At 57.6% G+C, this 13,518-nt stretch carries 12 protein-coding genes; 6 read left to right on the top strand and 6 right to left on the bottom strand.

The genetic code is table 11. From position 1 onward, the window contains the following. Positions 1 to 44: 44 nt before the first annotated feature. The 6 genes from G5287_RS05630 to G5287_RS05605 all read right to left on the bottom strand — a co-directional run bounded on the left by G5287_RS05630 (position 45) and on the right by G5287_RS05605 (position 6,884). A complete protein-coding gene (locus G5287_RS05630) occupies positions 45 to 266 on the bottom strand; it encodes a DUF2835 domain-containing protein (protein ID WP_033136823.1) in 222 nt (73 codons plus the stop codon). Between the two features lie 70 nt (positions 267 to 336). Then, positions 337 to 2,961, bottom strand: coding sequence for an aminopeptidase N (gene pepN / locus G5287_RS05625; protein WP_421230995.1), 2,625 nt, complete (start codon positions 2,959 to 2,961; stop codon positions 337 to 339). 144 nt (positions 2,962 to 3,105) lie between these two features. Then, the gene (gene prc / locus G5287_RS05620) at positions 3,106 to 5,121 is read right to left on the bottom strand and encodes a carboxy terminal-processing peptidase (RefSeq protein ID WP_421230994.1); all 2,016 of its coding nucleotides are present in this window, start codon (positions 5,119 to 5,121) and stop codon (positions 3,106 to 3,108) included. Between the two features lie 8 nt (positions 5,122 to 5,129). Next, positions 5,130 to 5,768 carry an RNA chaperone ProQ gene (proQ, locus tag G5287_RS05615; RefSeq protein WP_005351923.1) on the bottom strand — a complete coding sequence of 213 codons (639 nt, stop codon included), beginning with the start codon at positions 5,766 to 5,768 and terminating at the stop codon, positions 5,130 to 5,132. Positions 5,769 to 5,870: 102 nt separating this feature from the next. Then, entirely contained in the window at positions 5,871 to 6,329 is a 459-nt protein-coding gene (locus tag G5287_RS05610) for a GAF domain-containing protein (protein ID WP_216978778.1), read from the bottom strand. A 93-nt stretch (positions 6,330 to 6,422) separates the two neighbouring features. Continuing rightward, a complete protein-coding gene (locus G5287_RS05605; RefSeq protein WP_040065751.1) occupies positions 6,423 to 6,884 on the bottom strand; it encodes a hypothetical protein in 462 nt (153 codons plus the stop codon). A 281-nt stretch (positions 6,885 to 7,165) separates the two neighbouring features. Between G5287_RS05605 and ccoN the strand changes: the two genes are divergently transcribed. From ccoN to G5287_RS05575, 6 genes are all read left to right on the top strand, one after another. Next, the gene (gene ccoN / locus G5287_RS05600; protein WP_005336616.1) at positions 7,166 to 8,590 is read left to right on the top strand and encodes a cytochrome-c oxidase, cbb3-type subunit I; all 1,425 of its coding nucleotides are present in this window, start codon (positions 7,166 to 7,168) and stop codon (positions 8,588 to 8,590) included. 16 nt (positions 8,591 to 8,606) lie between these two features. After that, entirely contained in the window at positions 8,607 to 9,221 is a 615-nt protein-coding gene (gene ccoO / locus G5287_RS05595) for a cytochrome-c oxidase, cbb3-type subunit II (protein ID WP_005336618.1), read from the top strand. A 10-nt stretch (positions 9,222 to 9,231) separates the two neighbouring features. Further along, positions 9,232 to 9,411 carry a CcoQ/FixQ family Cbb3-type cytochrome c oxidase assembly chaperone gene (locus G5287_RS05590; protein ID WP_005336620.1) on the top strand — a complete coding sequence of 60 codons (180 nt, stop codon included), beginning with the start codon at positions 9,232 to 9,234 and terminating at the stop codon, positions 9,409 to 9,411. Further along, positions 9,411 to 10,394 (top strand): cytochrome-c oxidase, cbb3-type subunit III, encoded by a 984-nt coding sequence (ccoP, locus tag G5287_RS05585; protein WP_421204902.1) that lies wholly within the window; start codon positions 9,411 to 9,413, stop codon positions 10,392 to 10,394. Before G5287_RS05590 ends, ccoP begins: the two co-directional genes overlap by 1 nt. A 140-nt stretch (positions 10,395 to 10,534) precedes the next feature. After that, positions 10,535 to 11,035 carry a FixH family protein gene (locus G5287_RS05580; protein WP_043820362.1) on the top strand — a complete coding sequence of 167 codons (501 nt, stop codon included), beginning with the start codon at positions 10,535 to 10,537 and terminating at the stop codon, positions 11,033 to 11,035. Between the two features lie 86 nt (positions 11,036 to 11,121). Continuing rightward, positions 11,122 to 13,506 (top strand): heavy metal translocating P-type ATPase, encoded by a 2,385-nt coding sequence (locus G5287_RS05575; RefSeq protein ID WP_421230993.1) that lies wholly within the window; start codon positions 11,122 to 11,124, stop codon positions 13,504 to 13,506. Positions 13,507 to 13,518 lie beyond the last annotated feature (12 nt).

Raw genomic sequence — 13,518 nt, 5'->3', positions numbered from 1 at the left:
GTGACGCAAAGCAGATAAACAGTCGGTAATCTGTTCGATTTTTGTTAATTTATGCGTTCGAGACTGATAAAGCGGTAATCGTCCTGGGTTTTCAGCCGAAAATAGCCATGCACACCATTGATGGCGACAAAGGGTCGTATTTTTTCTATGCCAAGCTCCAGGGTCAACCCCTGTTCGCTGCGCACCACCAGCCGTCTGGCATGGCCCTGATACATCAGCATCACCTCGTCACTGCTCAATGAGAGCCGAAAAGTAAACTGCTTCACGCTTGCTCCTGATCACACAACAAATCACACAATAGGGGCAGGCGCATTCACGCCCCTGCCCCGTCGACACTTACTGCTGCAGCGCCTTGCTGACCTTCTCGAACAGATCCCGTGCCAGCCCCTCAAGGTTGGCAAGGCGGGTCAACTCGGCGCGGATCAGGGCCTTGCGCGCCTCATCCAGTCGCTTGAACTGGATAAGCGGAGTGATGAGGCGGGAGGCCACCTGCGGATTGACCTCGTTGAGCTCGATCAGCAGATCGGTCAGGAAACGGTAACCGCTGCCATCCACCGCATGGAACTGCACCTGATTGCTCATGGCGAAGCTGCCGATCAGCGCCCGCAGCCGGTTCGGATTGCGAATGCTGAAAGTGGGGTGATTCATCGCCTGTTTCACTTCGCTAAGCACATCGGCAGCCGGTTTGCTGCCAATCAGCCGCAGCCAGTTGTCCAGCACCAGTCCATCCTTGGCCCACTTGCCTTCAAAATCGGCCAGCAGCGCGGCACGGCATGGCAACAGATAGCAGTTGGCCACCTGCAGCGCCGCCAGGGTATCGGTCATGTTGTCGGCAGTTGCATACTGCTCGCGCACCAGCGCGTCGGCATGCTCTGCATCCAGCGCAGCCAGATAGCCGAGCACTACCCCTTTGAGGGCCCGCTTGGCCATGTCGGCATGCACCACCTGATAACCATTCAGACGCAGACTCTGATAGGTCGCCGCCAAGCGCGCGCCAAAGGCCTCGGCAAGACGGGTGTGGATCGCGTCTCGTACCTGATGGATGGCATCGATATCGGCCACCTCGAACAGCTCGGCCAGGGTCGCTTCACCGGGCAGCGCCAGGATCTCCGCCTTGAGGGCCAAATCGAGATCGCTGTCGTCCAGAATGGCGACGAAGGCGGCCAACAGGGTTTGGGAGAGCTCAACCCCCTGCCCATGCTGGACCCGTGCCACCCCGTCGATGACCGCCTTGTTGATCAGCATCTGGGCCGCATCCCAGCGGGCAAACTCGTTGCGGGCAAAGCGCATCAGGAAGGCGAGCGCTTCGTCGCTGTAGTCATAGTGCAGCTTGACCGGCGCGGAAAAGTCCCGCAGCAGGGAGGGAACCGGCTTGAGCGGCACCCGATCGAATACGAAGGTCTGCTCCGCTTCCAGCACATCGAGCACGTTGCCGATAGCCTTTCCCTGATACTGCAACGGGATGACGGCACCCTGCTCGTCATAAAGCTCGATGTCGAGAGGGATATGCAGCGGCAGCTTCTGCGGCTGATCCTGAGTCGGCGGGGTGTGCTGGCTCACATGAAGGCGATAGATGCCGCTGGCGGCATCGTACTCGTCGGTCACGGTCAGTTCGGGGGTGCCTGACTGGCTGTACCAGCGGCGGAAACGGCCAAGATCGACACCGGAAGCATCCTCCATCGCCTGCACGAAATCATCGCAAGTAGCGGCCGAGCCGTCGTGACGCTCGAAGTAGAGACGCATACCGGCCTGGAAGGCATCTTCCCCCAGCAGGGTGTGCATCATGCGGATCACTTCCGACCCCTTCTCATAGACGGTCAGGGTGTAGAAGTTGTTCATCTCGATCACCACATCCGGGCGGATCGGGTGTGCCATGGGGCCGGCATCTTCCGCAAACTGCGGGCCGCGCACGGTACGCACGTTGTTGATGCGGTTGACGCCACGGGAGCCCAGGTCGGAGGAGAACTCCTGATCCCGGAATACCGTCAGCCCCTCTTTCAGGCTGAGCTGGAACCAGTCTCGACAGGTGACGCGGTTGCCGGTCCAGTTGTGGAAATATTCGTGACCGATCACCCGTTCGATACCGTGGTAGTCGCTGTCGGTAGCGGTGGCCGGATTGGCCAGCACGAACTTGGAGTTGAAGATGTTGAGCCCCTTGTTCTCCATGGCGCCCATGTTGAAGAAGTCCACCGCGACGATCATGTAGATGTCGAGATCATACTCAAGGCCGAAACGCTGCTCGTCCCAACGCATGGAGTTGATGAGGCTCTCCATGGCAAAACCGGCGCGATCCAGGTTGCCCTTGTCGACGAAGATCTCGAGGGCCACCTTGCGGCCGCTCTTGGTGGTGTAGTGGCTGCGTTCCACATCGAAATCACCGGCCACCAGCGCAAACAGGTAGCTCGGTTTGGGGAAAGGATCCTGCCACTGCACGAAGTGACGGCCGCCATCCAGATCACCACTGTCGACCTTGTTGCCATTGGAGAGCAGGAAGGGGAACTGGGACTTGTCGGCGGTAATGCGGGTGCTGTAGCGCGCCAGAATGTCGGGGCGGTCCAGATAATAGGTGATGCGGCGAAAGCCCTCCGCTTCACACTGGGTACAGTAGGCATCGCCAGACTTGTAAAGCCCTTCCAGCGCGGTGTTGGCGGCCGGATCCAGCTGGGTGACAATGGTCAGCACACATTCGGCCGGCAGGTTGAACAGGGTCAGACTGCTCTCGCCTTGCTCGTAGTGGTCACAGGGAATGCCATCAATGGCAACGCTCTTGAGAGTCAGCTGCTCACCATCGAGGACGAGCGGCGCATTGTGCTCGCCGTTGCGACGAATGCGGGTGATGGCGGTGACCTGGGTCAGTGGCTCCTGCAGTTGGAAATCGAGGTCGATGGTGTCGATCCAGTAGAGCGGCGCCTGATAATCCTGGCGATATTTGGCCGTCATGGCCTGGGAGTGATCGGTCATTATTGTCTGCTTCCACGCTTGTTAAAGGCGAGAAAGAGGCTGTCACAACCAACTGGCGGGGTCAAACAATTTGCATTACGCCAGATAAGCCAGACAAAAAGAAAGGGCGACCGCAGTCGCCCTTGTGCATTGGAGGTCGCTTTGTCAGCTGCGTTTGCTGACCTTGGCCAGATCTGCCGTGATATTGGCCGCTTCGATGAGATACTCATCCGGCGCTTCAAAATCAGCGGGCAGCTCATCCAGACTCTTCACCGCCGGCTTGCCAAGACGTGCCAGACGCTCGTTGGTACGTTTGAGCGCTTTCTCATCCTGTTTCGCCTGCTCTGCAACACGCTCCGCCTCGTTGAGGGAGACCGACTTCTTGTCTTTCTCCTCCTTGTAGTCGGCGATGTCTTGCATCACATAGGCAAACTCGGGATCCTTGGCGATCCGGGCATCGTGCGCCGCCTGCAACTTGGGCAGTACGCTGGCGAAGTTGCCGAGTTTCTCGTAGTTGGCGGAGGCAATCTTGTCCCACGGCAACGCATTGAACTCACGGCTTTCGCCCGTCTCTTCCGGAGCAATCGGTGTCGGGAAGCTGATATCCGGCGCAACGCCCTTGTTCTGGGTGCTGCCACCGTCGATCCGGTAGAACTTGGCGATGGTGTACTGCACGTGACCCAGCGGCTGCTCGTAGAAGTCATAGACCTTGGCGAGACTGCGGTGCTGCTGCACCGTCCCCTTGCCGAACGAGTTTTCACCCAGAATCAACGCGCGGCCATAATCCTGCATGGCTGCAGCGAAGATCTCGGAGGCCGAGGCACTGTAACGGTCGATCATCACCGACATGGGGCCGCCGTAGTAGACGTTGCCATCGTCATCGCCATTGACCGTGATACGGCCCATATGATCACGAATTTGCACCACGGGACCGCTGGCAAAGAAGAGACCGCTCAGGGCGGAGGCTTCGGTCAGGGCGCCACCGCCATTACCGCGCAGATCGATGATCAGACCATCGATCTTCTTCTTGTTCAGGCTGGAGAGCTCCTTGATCACGTCGTCGTGCAGATTGACGTAGAAACTCGGGATCTCGATGACGCCAATTTTCTTGCCTTCGGCGTTAATCACCTTGGACTTGGCAGCCCGGTCTTCAAGGCGCACCTTGTCGCGAGTCAGCTCGATCTGCTCGGTCTTGGCGGTTGCACCCTTGCCGCGCTGGATCTCCAGCTTGACCTTGCTCCCCTTGGGCCCCTTGATGAGCTCGACCACGTCATCAAGACGCCAGCCGATCACATCGACAATCTTGCCATCTTCCTGCCCTACCCCGGTGATCTTGTCATCGGGTTTGAGGTGGTTGGATTTGGCTGCCGGGCCACCGGGCACCAGAGAACGGATGACGGTAAAGTCATCTTCCGCCTGCAACACTGCACCAATCCCCTCGAGCGAGAGGTTCATCTCGGTGTTGAAACGATCGGCACTGCGCGGTGAGAGGTAACTGGTGTGCGGTTCGATGGCGCGAGCGAAGGAGTTCATGAAGAGCTGGAAGACATCTTCGCTCTCGGTCTGGGACATCCGCTTGATGGCGTTGTTGTAACGCTTGCCAAGCAGCTCCTTGATCTCGGGCCACTCCTTGCCGCTGAGCTTGAGACTCAGGGCATCGAACTTGACCCGCTGACGCCACAGCTCGTTGAGCTCTGCTTCATCTTTGGGCCAAGCCGCCCCTTCCCGATCAAACACATAGTTGTCGGTCTGGGTAAAATCGAAAGGAGTATCAAGCAGTTTGAGGGCGTATTCGAACCGCTCATAACGCCGCTGCTGACTCAGGTTGAACATCTCGTAGGCGGGAGCCAGGCGGCCTCTTTCGAGGTCGGTGTCAAAACCGTTACGGTACTTTTCAAAACGGCTGATATCAGAGGCCAAAAACAGGTTGCGGCTGTAGTCCAGATTCTCCAGATATTTATCGAAAATCACGGAGGAAAAGGCATCGTCCAGCTTGAACTGTTTGTAGTGCGAGCGGGTAAACAGATTGGTAATTCGCTTGCTGGCCGTAGCATGTTGGCTCTCTTGAGCCAACACAGGCAAATCACTCTCCTTGAGCACCGGCTCGATGGCCTGTGCAAGCCCGGCAAGCGCCAGGCTACAGGCAACGAGGGAAAAACGAATTACGCCATGCTTCAACATTTGTCTCCTTAGAGAACCAAGTGCTCTGATTTGACCCGCACCATCATGCCGGTCTGCAGTTGGACCTGTACATCGTCCTTGGTTACTTCCTTGATGGTTGCCGGAACCGGGAATTTACCCATAACGACGCGCACATCCTGGCCCACTTTCAGCGTAGCGGCATCCACTTTAACCAGCGGAGCGTCAGCGACCGGTGCCTTGGCGGCAGCTTTCGGCTTGGCAGCTACATCAGCTTTCTCGGTTTTGCGCACAGCAGGACGACGGGGCTTCTTGGCCTTCTCATCCTTCTCTTTGGTATTGGTACGACGGCTGGCGAATACGCGCTCTTTGCTCTCTTTCAGAGCTTGCTTGGCGTGTTCGATGTGCTCTTCGGTCAGCAGCTCGCCCGGGTTGCCATCCAGATCAACGCGAGCCTGGCCAGCTTTGAGACCGTGCAGGTAGCGCCAGCTGGAGGTGTATTGACGCAGTGCGGAACGCAGCATGGTCTTGGAGACTCTGGCATCGTCAGCAAGACGCTCGGCCAAATCCTGGAAGATGCCAATCTTGAGCGGCTTGGCCTCTCCTTCAGCAACGAAGCAGGCCGGGAATTTCTCGACCAGGTAGGCAACGATCTCTTTACTGTTCTTCAGCTTCTCAGTGTTTTCCATGTATAACCTTGGCTTTCATATAAACGCACGGGCACGTCCCGAGCACAACAAAGGCCCCATTATAGAGAGCTTGGGGCCTTTTGCGAACCATCTAGCAATGACTTAGAGCATGCTTTCCAAAATTTGCACCGTTTCTTCGAGGCCAATCCGGTCTTCCTGGTTGAAACGGTTAAAAATCGGACTATCGATATCGAGTACCCCGATGATCTCGCCACCACGGCGCACCGGGATCACGATTTCCGAGTTGCTCGCGCCATCGCAAGCGATGTGACCATCGAACTGGTGGACATCGTCAATGAGCTGGGTTCTCCCCTCTGCCACTGCCGTACCACACACCCCGCGGCCGACCGGGATCCGCACGCAGGCCGGTTTGCCCTGAAATGGCCCCAATACCAGGGTCTCGCCCTGCAACAGATAAAAACCGACCCAGTTGATCTCCGCCAGCTCCTGATTCAGCAGTGCGGAGAGGTTGGCCAGATTGGCAATCAGATCGGTTTCCCCCTCCAGCAGCGCCTTGGCCTGCTGGTTGAGGGTGCGATAAAATGGTTGTTTTTCAATCATGATTAAATGAACTTCACTCCCTGATGGTTTGGGGAAGGTAACGCCTGGCCGGGAAATTTCAAATATTTTTTCCACTCCCCGCTCCTTGCGCCGTTATTCCCGGGCAACGGAAAGCGCCAATTGCTGGCGTTGACCATTACTCCACTCGATATTTAACAACCAGATCATGACGGGTGATGTACAACTCCCCACCTGGGTTACCCCCTGCCACTGTCCGTCTATTTGTTCAAAGTTCACCGGAATGGTGCCCATAAACATATCTTTGCCTTCGAGTGTCGCTTTCACCGGTTTGATGGCCGGATCGCCGCCGCTAATAGCGATGACAAAGTCATGTTCAGCGCGCAGCGGTAATTCCTTGATGGCGACCGTCAGCGACTTGTCACCAATCAGCGCGCTGCAAGGGGTGTGGGAAAGATCACAAATCTGATCTTTTGTCTGGTCAGCAGAGACGCTGTTATCGACCGAAAACCAGGTGCGATAGGCCATCAGCGCCAATAACAGCGCCAATACCAGTACGAGGTGCAAAACTTTACGTGCGGTAAGTCTCTCTTTCATCAAAAACAGCCCGATTAAGATGCAATTAAAATAGTTTTTTGTGATCTCGAACAAGGTAAAAAACTGCCATATCGAGACCGGACGGAGCCAAATATATCACTGTTTATACTGTTATTTTACCTGTCACTTCAGTATCATTCCCATGCAGTTTTCATTTAGCCATCTTTTGCTTTTCCTTTCGTTAACAGATGTTAACAACTGGTCGGCGGTGGCTGATGAAGCCAGTCCGGTTCTCCGGATACAAAACCAAACAACAGCAGCATCGGAAGCGGAATATAACGATGAGCCATACAACTAACCATCCTGAGTACAACTACACCGTTGTTCGCCAGTTTACCGTCATGACGATTGTCTGGGGAATTGTCGGCATGTCGGTTGGCGTACTGATCGCAGCCCAGTTGATCTGGCCTGCCCTCAACTTCGAGACCCCGTGGCTGACTTACAGTCGTCTGCGGCCCCTCCATACCAACGCAGTGATCTTCGCCTTCGGCGTCAGTGCACTGATGGCCACCTCCTTCTACGTGGTGCAGCGCACCTGTCAAACCAGACTGTTTGGTGGCCCGCTGGCAACCTTCGTCTTCTGGGGCTGGCAAGCAATCATCCTCTCTGCCGCCATCTCTCTGCCGCTGGGTTACACCTCCGCCAAAGAGTATGCCGAGCTGGAGTGGCCGATTGATATCGCCATCACTGTGGTATGGGTCGCCTATGCCATCGTCTTCTTCGGCACCCTGATGAAACGCACCACCTCCCACATCTATGTGGCGAACTGGTTCTTCGGCGCCTTCATTATCACCGTTGCGGTGCTGCACATTGTCAACAACATGGAAGTGCCCCTCTCCGGCATGAAGTCCTACTCCATGTACTCCGGCGCCATGGACGCCATGGTGCAGTGGTGGTATGGCCACAACGCGGTAGGCTTCCTGCTGACCGCCGGCTTCCTGGGGATGATGTACTACTTCGTGCCCAAGCAGGCGGGTCGTCCGGTTTACTCCTATCGCCTCTCCATCGTCCACTTCTGGGCGCTGATCTCCCTCTATATCTGGGCCGGTCCGCACCACCTGCACTACACCGCACTGCCTGACTGGGCTCAGTCGCTGGGCATGGTGATGTCCCTGATCCTGTTCGTACCCTCCTGGGGCGGCATGATCAACGGCATCATGACCCTCTCCGGTGCCTGGCACAAACTGCGTTATGACCCCATCCTGCGCTTCCTGATCGTCTCCCTCTCTTTCTACGGCATGTCGACCTTCGAAGGCCCGATGATGGCGATCAAAACCGTCAACGCCCTCTCCCACTACACCGACTGGACCGTTGGTCACGTTCACTCCGGTGCGCTGGGCTGGGTTGCCATGGTCTCCATCGGTGCTGTCTATCACCTGATCCCGAACTTGTTCGGCCAGGGCAGGATGTACAGCGTCAAGCTGATCAACGTTCACTTCTGGCTGGCGACCGTGGGCACCGTGCTCTACATCGTTGCCATGTGGATTTCCGGCGTGATGCAGGGCCTGATGTGGCGTGCAGTCAACGAAGACGGCACCCTGACCTACAGCTTCGTTGAAGCGTTGCAGGCATCCTATCCCTTCTATTTCGTGCGCTTCCTGGGTGGCTGCTTCTTCGTCACCGGCATGTTGCTGATGGCTTACAACGCCTATCGCACCATCACTGCGCCCAAAGGTTCTCTGGAACCTGTCGCCCAGCCAGCATGATTGAAGAGGTCAACCCATGAGCAACAATAACCGTCACGAAATATTTGAAAAAAGCGTTCCCATGCTGGTGGTCGGCATCATCTTCGCCATCAGTCTGGGGGGCCTGGTTGAAATCACTCCGCTGTTCTTCCAAAAGCAAACCACCGAGCCGGTGGAGGGCCTCAAGCCCTACACCGCTCTGCAGATGGAAGGACGCGACATCTTCATTCGCGAAGGCTGCACCAACTGCCACAGCCAGATGATCCGTCCGTTCCGTGCCGAAACCGAGCGTTACGGTCACTACTCGGTCGCCGGTGAGAGCGTCTGGGAGCACCCCTTCCTGTGGGGCTCCAAGCGTACTGGTCCGGACTTGGCCCGTGTCGGTGGCCGCTACTCCGACGAGTGGCACAAGGTTCACCTGATCAACCCGCGCGATGTGGTACCGGAATCCAACATGCCCGCCTACCCCTGGCTTGATACCAATGTGCTGACCGGTGAGATGACGGCCAAGAAGCTGGCGCTGTTCCGCGATCACTTCGGTGTGCCCTATACCGACGCTGATATTCAGGGTGCTGGCGAAGCCGTCAAGGGCAAAACCGAGCTGGATGCGCTGGTGGCCTATCTGCAATCACTGGGTCATGCCCTGAAATAAGGAGGCGAAAATGGACTACGGCACATTTCGCGGTCTGTATACCCTGCTGTTGATGGCCATCATGATTGGCATCATCGTCTGGGCCTACAGCAAACGCCGCAAGACCTCTTTCGACGAGGCTGCCAATCTGGTTTTTGCCGATGATGAGCAACCCGGTGCTGATAAAAAGAACGCAGGAGCGAAACAATAATGAGCACTCTGTTTAGCATTTTTGTGACTGTCATCAGTCTGGGAACCATCCTCGGCTGCTTCTTGCTACTGATGTGGTGCCGCAAGGACAAGATGGGTGTTGAAGAAGGTAAATCGATGGGTCACTCCTTCGATGGCATCGAGGAGATCAACAACCCGCTGCCGAAGTGGTGGACTTACATGTTCCTCTTCTTCATCGTCACCGGTCTGGTCTATCTGATCGCCTTCCCGGGGCTTGGCAACTTCAAAGGCCTGCTGGGCTGGCAAAGTTCCAACCAGAACGTGCGCTCGCTGGCCGAGTCCAAGGCTGCAACAGAATCGGCAAAGGCCGAAGGTCGCGCGGTGGAGTATGACCGCGAGGTCGCCAAGGCTGACGAGATCTACGGCGCCAAGTTCCGTGAACTCACCTACGAAGCGGATGGCAAAACCTATCGTGCCATCACCGAGATCGCCAAGGATCCGGAAGCCCTGAAAGTGGGTCAGCGTCTGTTCCTGCAGAACTGCTCCCAGTGCCACGGCTCCGATGCCCGTGGTGGCCGCGGCTTCCCGAACCTGACCGACAGCGAATGGCAATGGGGCGGCCAGCCTGATCAAATCAAGACCACCATCATGGGCGGTCGCCAGGGGATCATGGCTGCCTGGGGTGAAATCCTCGGCAAAGATGGCGTTCAGGAAGTGGCCTCCTATGTGCTTAGCCTCTCCGGTCGCAAGGTCGACCTGGTGGAAGCGAAGAAAGGTGAAGCACGCTTTGCCATCTGCGCTGCCTGCCACGGGGCCGATGCCAAGGGCGGTGTTGCCGTCGGTGCGCCAGATCTGACCAACAACACCTGGCTCTACGGTGGCTCCCGCGAAGTGGTGGTGCAAACCATCACCCACGGTCGTCACGGCGTGATGCCAGCCTGGAAAGATATTCTGGGTGAGGACAAGGTTCACCTGCTGGCCTCCTACGTTTACAGCCTGTCTCATCAACAGTCTGCCAAATAAGGTTCGCCCGTAACGTTGTAACATGTGATAAACACGTGATTACACAGCAAAAAGCCTCGACTCCTCGAGGCTTTTTGTTATCTTGTGTTGCGTAAAAACCATCTTCCACGTTAATCATTCGTTTCATGGCAGTAGCAATCATGACCCAACCTCTATCCAAACCGTGGTATCGCCAATTCTGGCCCTGGTTTATCATCGCCCTCCCCACTGCCGCCGTGGTCGGCAGTATCGCCACCGCCATCATCGCCAGCAAGGATGGGGTCAATCTGGTGGCCGAGGACTATTACAAACAAGGGAAAGAGATCAATCAGGACTTGAGCAAGTTTGACCGCTCCGAAGCACTCAATATCCGCTTTGGGCTGGAGGTTGACGGCAACGAGCTGACCCTCAAACCCATCAGCGGTGACATTCCTGCCGGGCAAGCTCTCTATCTCTCATTGTTCCATCCGACCTTGGCCGGTCAGGACAGCGAACACATGATCACCGCCGATGCGAGCGGCACCTATCGCCTCCATTTCGACAAGCCGCTGGTCGGCAAGTGGCACATTCGGGTCGATGCCTTTGATCATGAGTGGCGATTGCAAGAGACCGTCCAGCTGCCCACCCTGGCCCCTGTCGAACTCGACCCGAAAGGACGCTAAGCCATGACCGGCTGTTCTCACTGTGGCGAGCCGGTGCTCGTCAGCGCTCCTGCTGCTTGCATTCTGCATTCAGGGAGGCATAACGCATGACCCCCTGTTTTCACTGTGGCGAGCCGGTACCCGCCAATAGTGGCTATTCCCTCGAGATAAAGGGGATTGTTCGCCCCATGTGCTGCCCCGGTTGTCAGGCGGTGGCAGAAACCATCATGGAGTGCGGCCTCGCCAGTTACTACGATCACCGCACCGCTCCCGGCACCAAGGGCGATCTGGTGCCCGAGGAGCTGGCCGCCCTCACCCACTACGATCTGGCAGAAGTACAACAGGATTTTGTCACCGACAGCGGTACCCTTCGCGAAATCCAGCTGACAGTTGAAGGGCTCACCTGCGCTGCCTGTGCCTGGCTGATCGAACGCCACCTGATGACCCTTGGCGGCCTGCGCTACATCAACGTCAACACCACCACCCACCGGGCCCGCATCAAGTGGGATCCGGACCAGCTCTCCCTGAGTGACATTCTCAAGGGGTTCGCCCAAATCGGCTATCGTGCCTACCCGTTCCAGACCCATCAACAGGAGGCGCTCTACGCCAAAGAGGTGCGCAGCTATATGTTCCGGCTGGCACTGGCAGGGCTTGGCTCAATGCAGGTGATGATGTGCGCCGTGGCCCTCTACATGGACCTCTTCATCAGTGTTGAAGATGAGTTCATGGTCTACTTCAAGTGGATAAGCCTGCTGCTCTCCACCCCCATCATGATCTACTCGGCCCAGCCCTTTTATGTGGGTGCCTGGCGCAGTCTGAAACAGGGTCACCTGTCGATGGATGTGTCGGTGTCGCTAGCGCTGATCGGGGCTTTTATCGCCTCCATGTGGGCCACTGTGTTCAATACCGGTGAGGTCTATTACGACTCCATCACCATGTTCGTCTTCTTCCTGCTGCTGGGGCGCTTTCTCGAGTTGCGGGCCCGGCGCAAGGCGTCGGAATCAAGCTCCAACCTGGCGCGACTGGTGCCCATCATGGCGACCCGCATTGATGATGAAGGGGAGTATGAGGTAGCGGCCAAGACCTTGCAGGTCGGCGATCGGGTACGGGTGCTGGCCGGAGCAACCTTGCCAGCGGACGGCATCATTGTCGAAGGGCAAGCCAGCCTCAACGAATCCATGCTGACCGGCGAACAGCTGCCCCTGCTCAAACAGCCCGGCGATCAGGTCTATGCCGGCACCATCAACACGGATGCCCCGCTGCAGATCCGGGTCAGCCACCGTATTGAAGAGTCTCGGATCGCCCAGATCATGCGGCTGCAGGATCATGCTCTCGATGACAAACCAGCCATCGCCCAGATGGCGGATCAGCTGTCACGCCACTTTATTCTGGTGCTGCTGATCATTGCCGCCGCGGTCTGGACCTTCTGGCACTTCCATCAACCGGATCAGGCGTTCTGGGTCACCCTGGCCGTGCTGGTTGCCACCTGCCCCTGTGCCCTGTCGCTGGCCACCCCGACGGCGCTGACCTCGGCCACCGCCAATCTGACCCGCAACGGCATTCTGCTGCGCCGTGGTCATGTGCTGGACGTGCTGACCAAGGCCAACCGGATCGTGATGGACAAGACTGGCACCCTGACCACAGGTGAGATCAGTCTGACCGGCACCACCACCTTGGCAGAGATGGACGAGGCGCACTGCCTCGCCATCGCCCGGGCCATGGAGGCGCAATCCGAACACCCCATTGCCCGCGCCTTCCGACTGCCCGCCGACAGCATCGCCGTGTTGCCATCCGTTCGCGAGATCACCCCGGTCATCGGTCACGGCATCACAGCTCTGGTGGATGGCGTACGCTACCGCATCGGCAGTGCCCGCTGGCTTGGGCTGGATCCGGCGCAAGAACGCGGCCGCGGTCTGGCTATCTATCTGGCTGACGAGCAGCAGGTCTTGGCTCGCTTCAATCTGGAAGATACCCTGCGCCCCGATGCCAGGGCGCTGATCGCGGCATTCAAGGCAGCCGGTCTGCAAACTACCGTACTGACTGGCGACAGCTCTTTGCAGGCAGACGAGATTGCCCGCGAGCTGGGCGTGGATGAGCTGGTCAAGGGGGTCTCGCCCGATGGCAAGCTGTCCTACCTCAAGACCCGGGAAGCCCAAGGGGATATCAGCATCATGGTGGGCGATGGCATCAACGACGCGCCGGTACTGGCCGGGGCGCACGCCTCGTTTGCCATGGCTGGTGGTACCGATCTGGCGAAAAACAGCGCCGACGCCATCCTGCTGGCCGATGACCTGAGCCGACTGCTCGAGGCCAGAGTGCTGGCAATGCGTACCCGCAAGATCATCATCGAGAACTTCGCCTGGTCCATCGGTTACAACCTGCTGGTGCTGCCGCTGGCGGCCTGCGGCTGGCTGCCCCCCTATCTGGCGGCGGCGGGCATGTCGCTCAGTTCACTCATCGTGGTAACCAACTCCATGCGCCTCAACCAATGAGACCGGTGGCGA

Origin of the sequence: Aeromonas sp. 603079 (assembly GCF_049172135.1) — a bacterium.
Taxonomy (GTDB): domain Bacteria; phylum Pseudomonadota; class Gammaproteobacteria; order Enterobacterales; family Aeromonadaceae; genus Aeromonas; species Aeromonas veronii.
This window is presented reverse-complemented; position numbering and strand designations above follow the sequence as displayed.

Bases quoted from the DNA above. Each gene is read 5' to 3' on its own strand.
- pepN (WP_421230995.1), bottom strand. From the start codon at position 2,961: ATGACCGATCACTCCCAGGCCATGACGGCCAAATATCGCCAGGATTAT.
- prc (WP_421230994.1), bottom strand. From the start codon at position 5,121: ATGTTGAAGCATGGCGTAATTCGTTTTTCCCTCGTTGCCTGTAGCCTG.
- proQ (WP_005351923.1), bottom strand. From the start codon at position 5,768: ATGGAAAACACTGAGAAGCTGAAGAACAGTAAAGAGATCGTTGCCTAC.
- G5287_RS05610 (WP_216978778.1), bottom strand. From the start codon at position 6,329: ATGATTGAAAAACAACCATTTTATCGCACCCTCAACCAGCAGGCCAAG.
- G5287_RS05605 (WP_040065751.1), bottom strand. From the start codon at position 6,884: ATGAAAGAGAGACTTACCGCACGTAAAGTTTTGCACCTCGTACTGGTA.
- ccoN (WP_005336616.1), top strand. From the start codon at position 7,166: ATGAGCCATACAACTAACCATCCTGAGTACAACTACACCGTTGTTCGC.
- ccoO (WP_005336618.1), top strand. From the start codon at position 8,607: ATGAGCAACAATAACCGTCACGAAATATTTGAAAAAAGCGTTCCCATG.
- G5287_RS05590 (WP_005336620.1), top strand. From the start codon at position 9,232: ATGGACTACGGCACATTTCGCGGTCTGTATACCCTGCTGTTGATGGCC.
- ccoP (WP_421204902.1), top strand. From the start codon at position 9,411: ATGAGCACTCTGTTTAGCATTTTTGTGACTGTCATCAGTCTGGGAACC.
- G5287_RS05580 (WP_043820362.1), top strand. From the start codon at position 10,535: ATGACCCAACCTCTATCCAAACCGTGGTATCGCCAATTCTGGCCCTGG.
- G5287_RS05575 (WP_421230993.1), top strand. From the start codon at position 11,122: ATGACCCCCTGTTTTCACTGTGGCGAGCCGGTACCCGCCAATAGTGGC.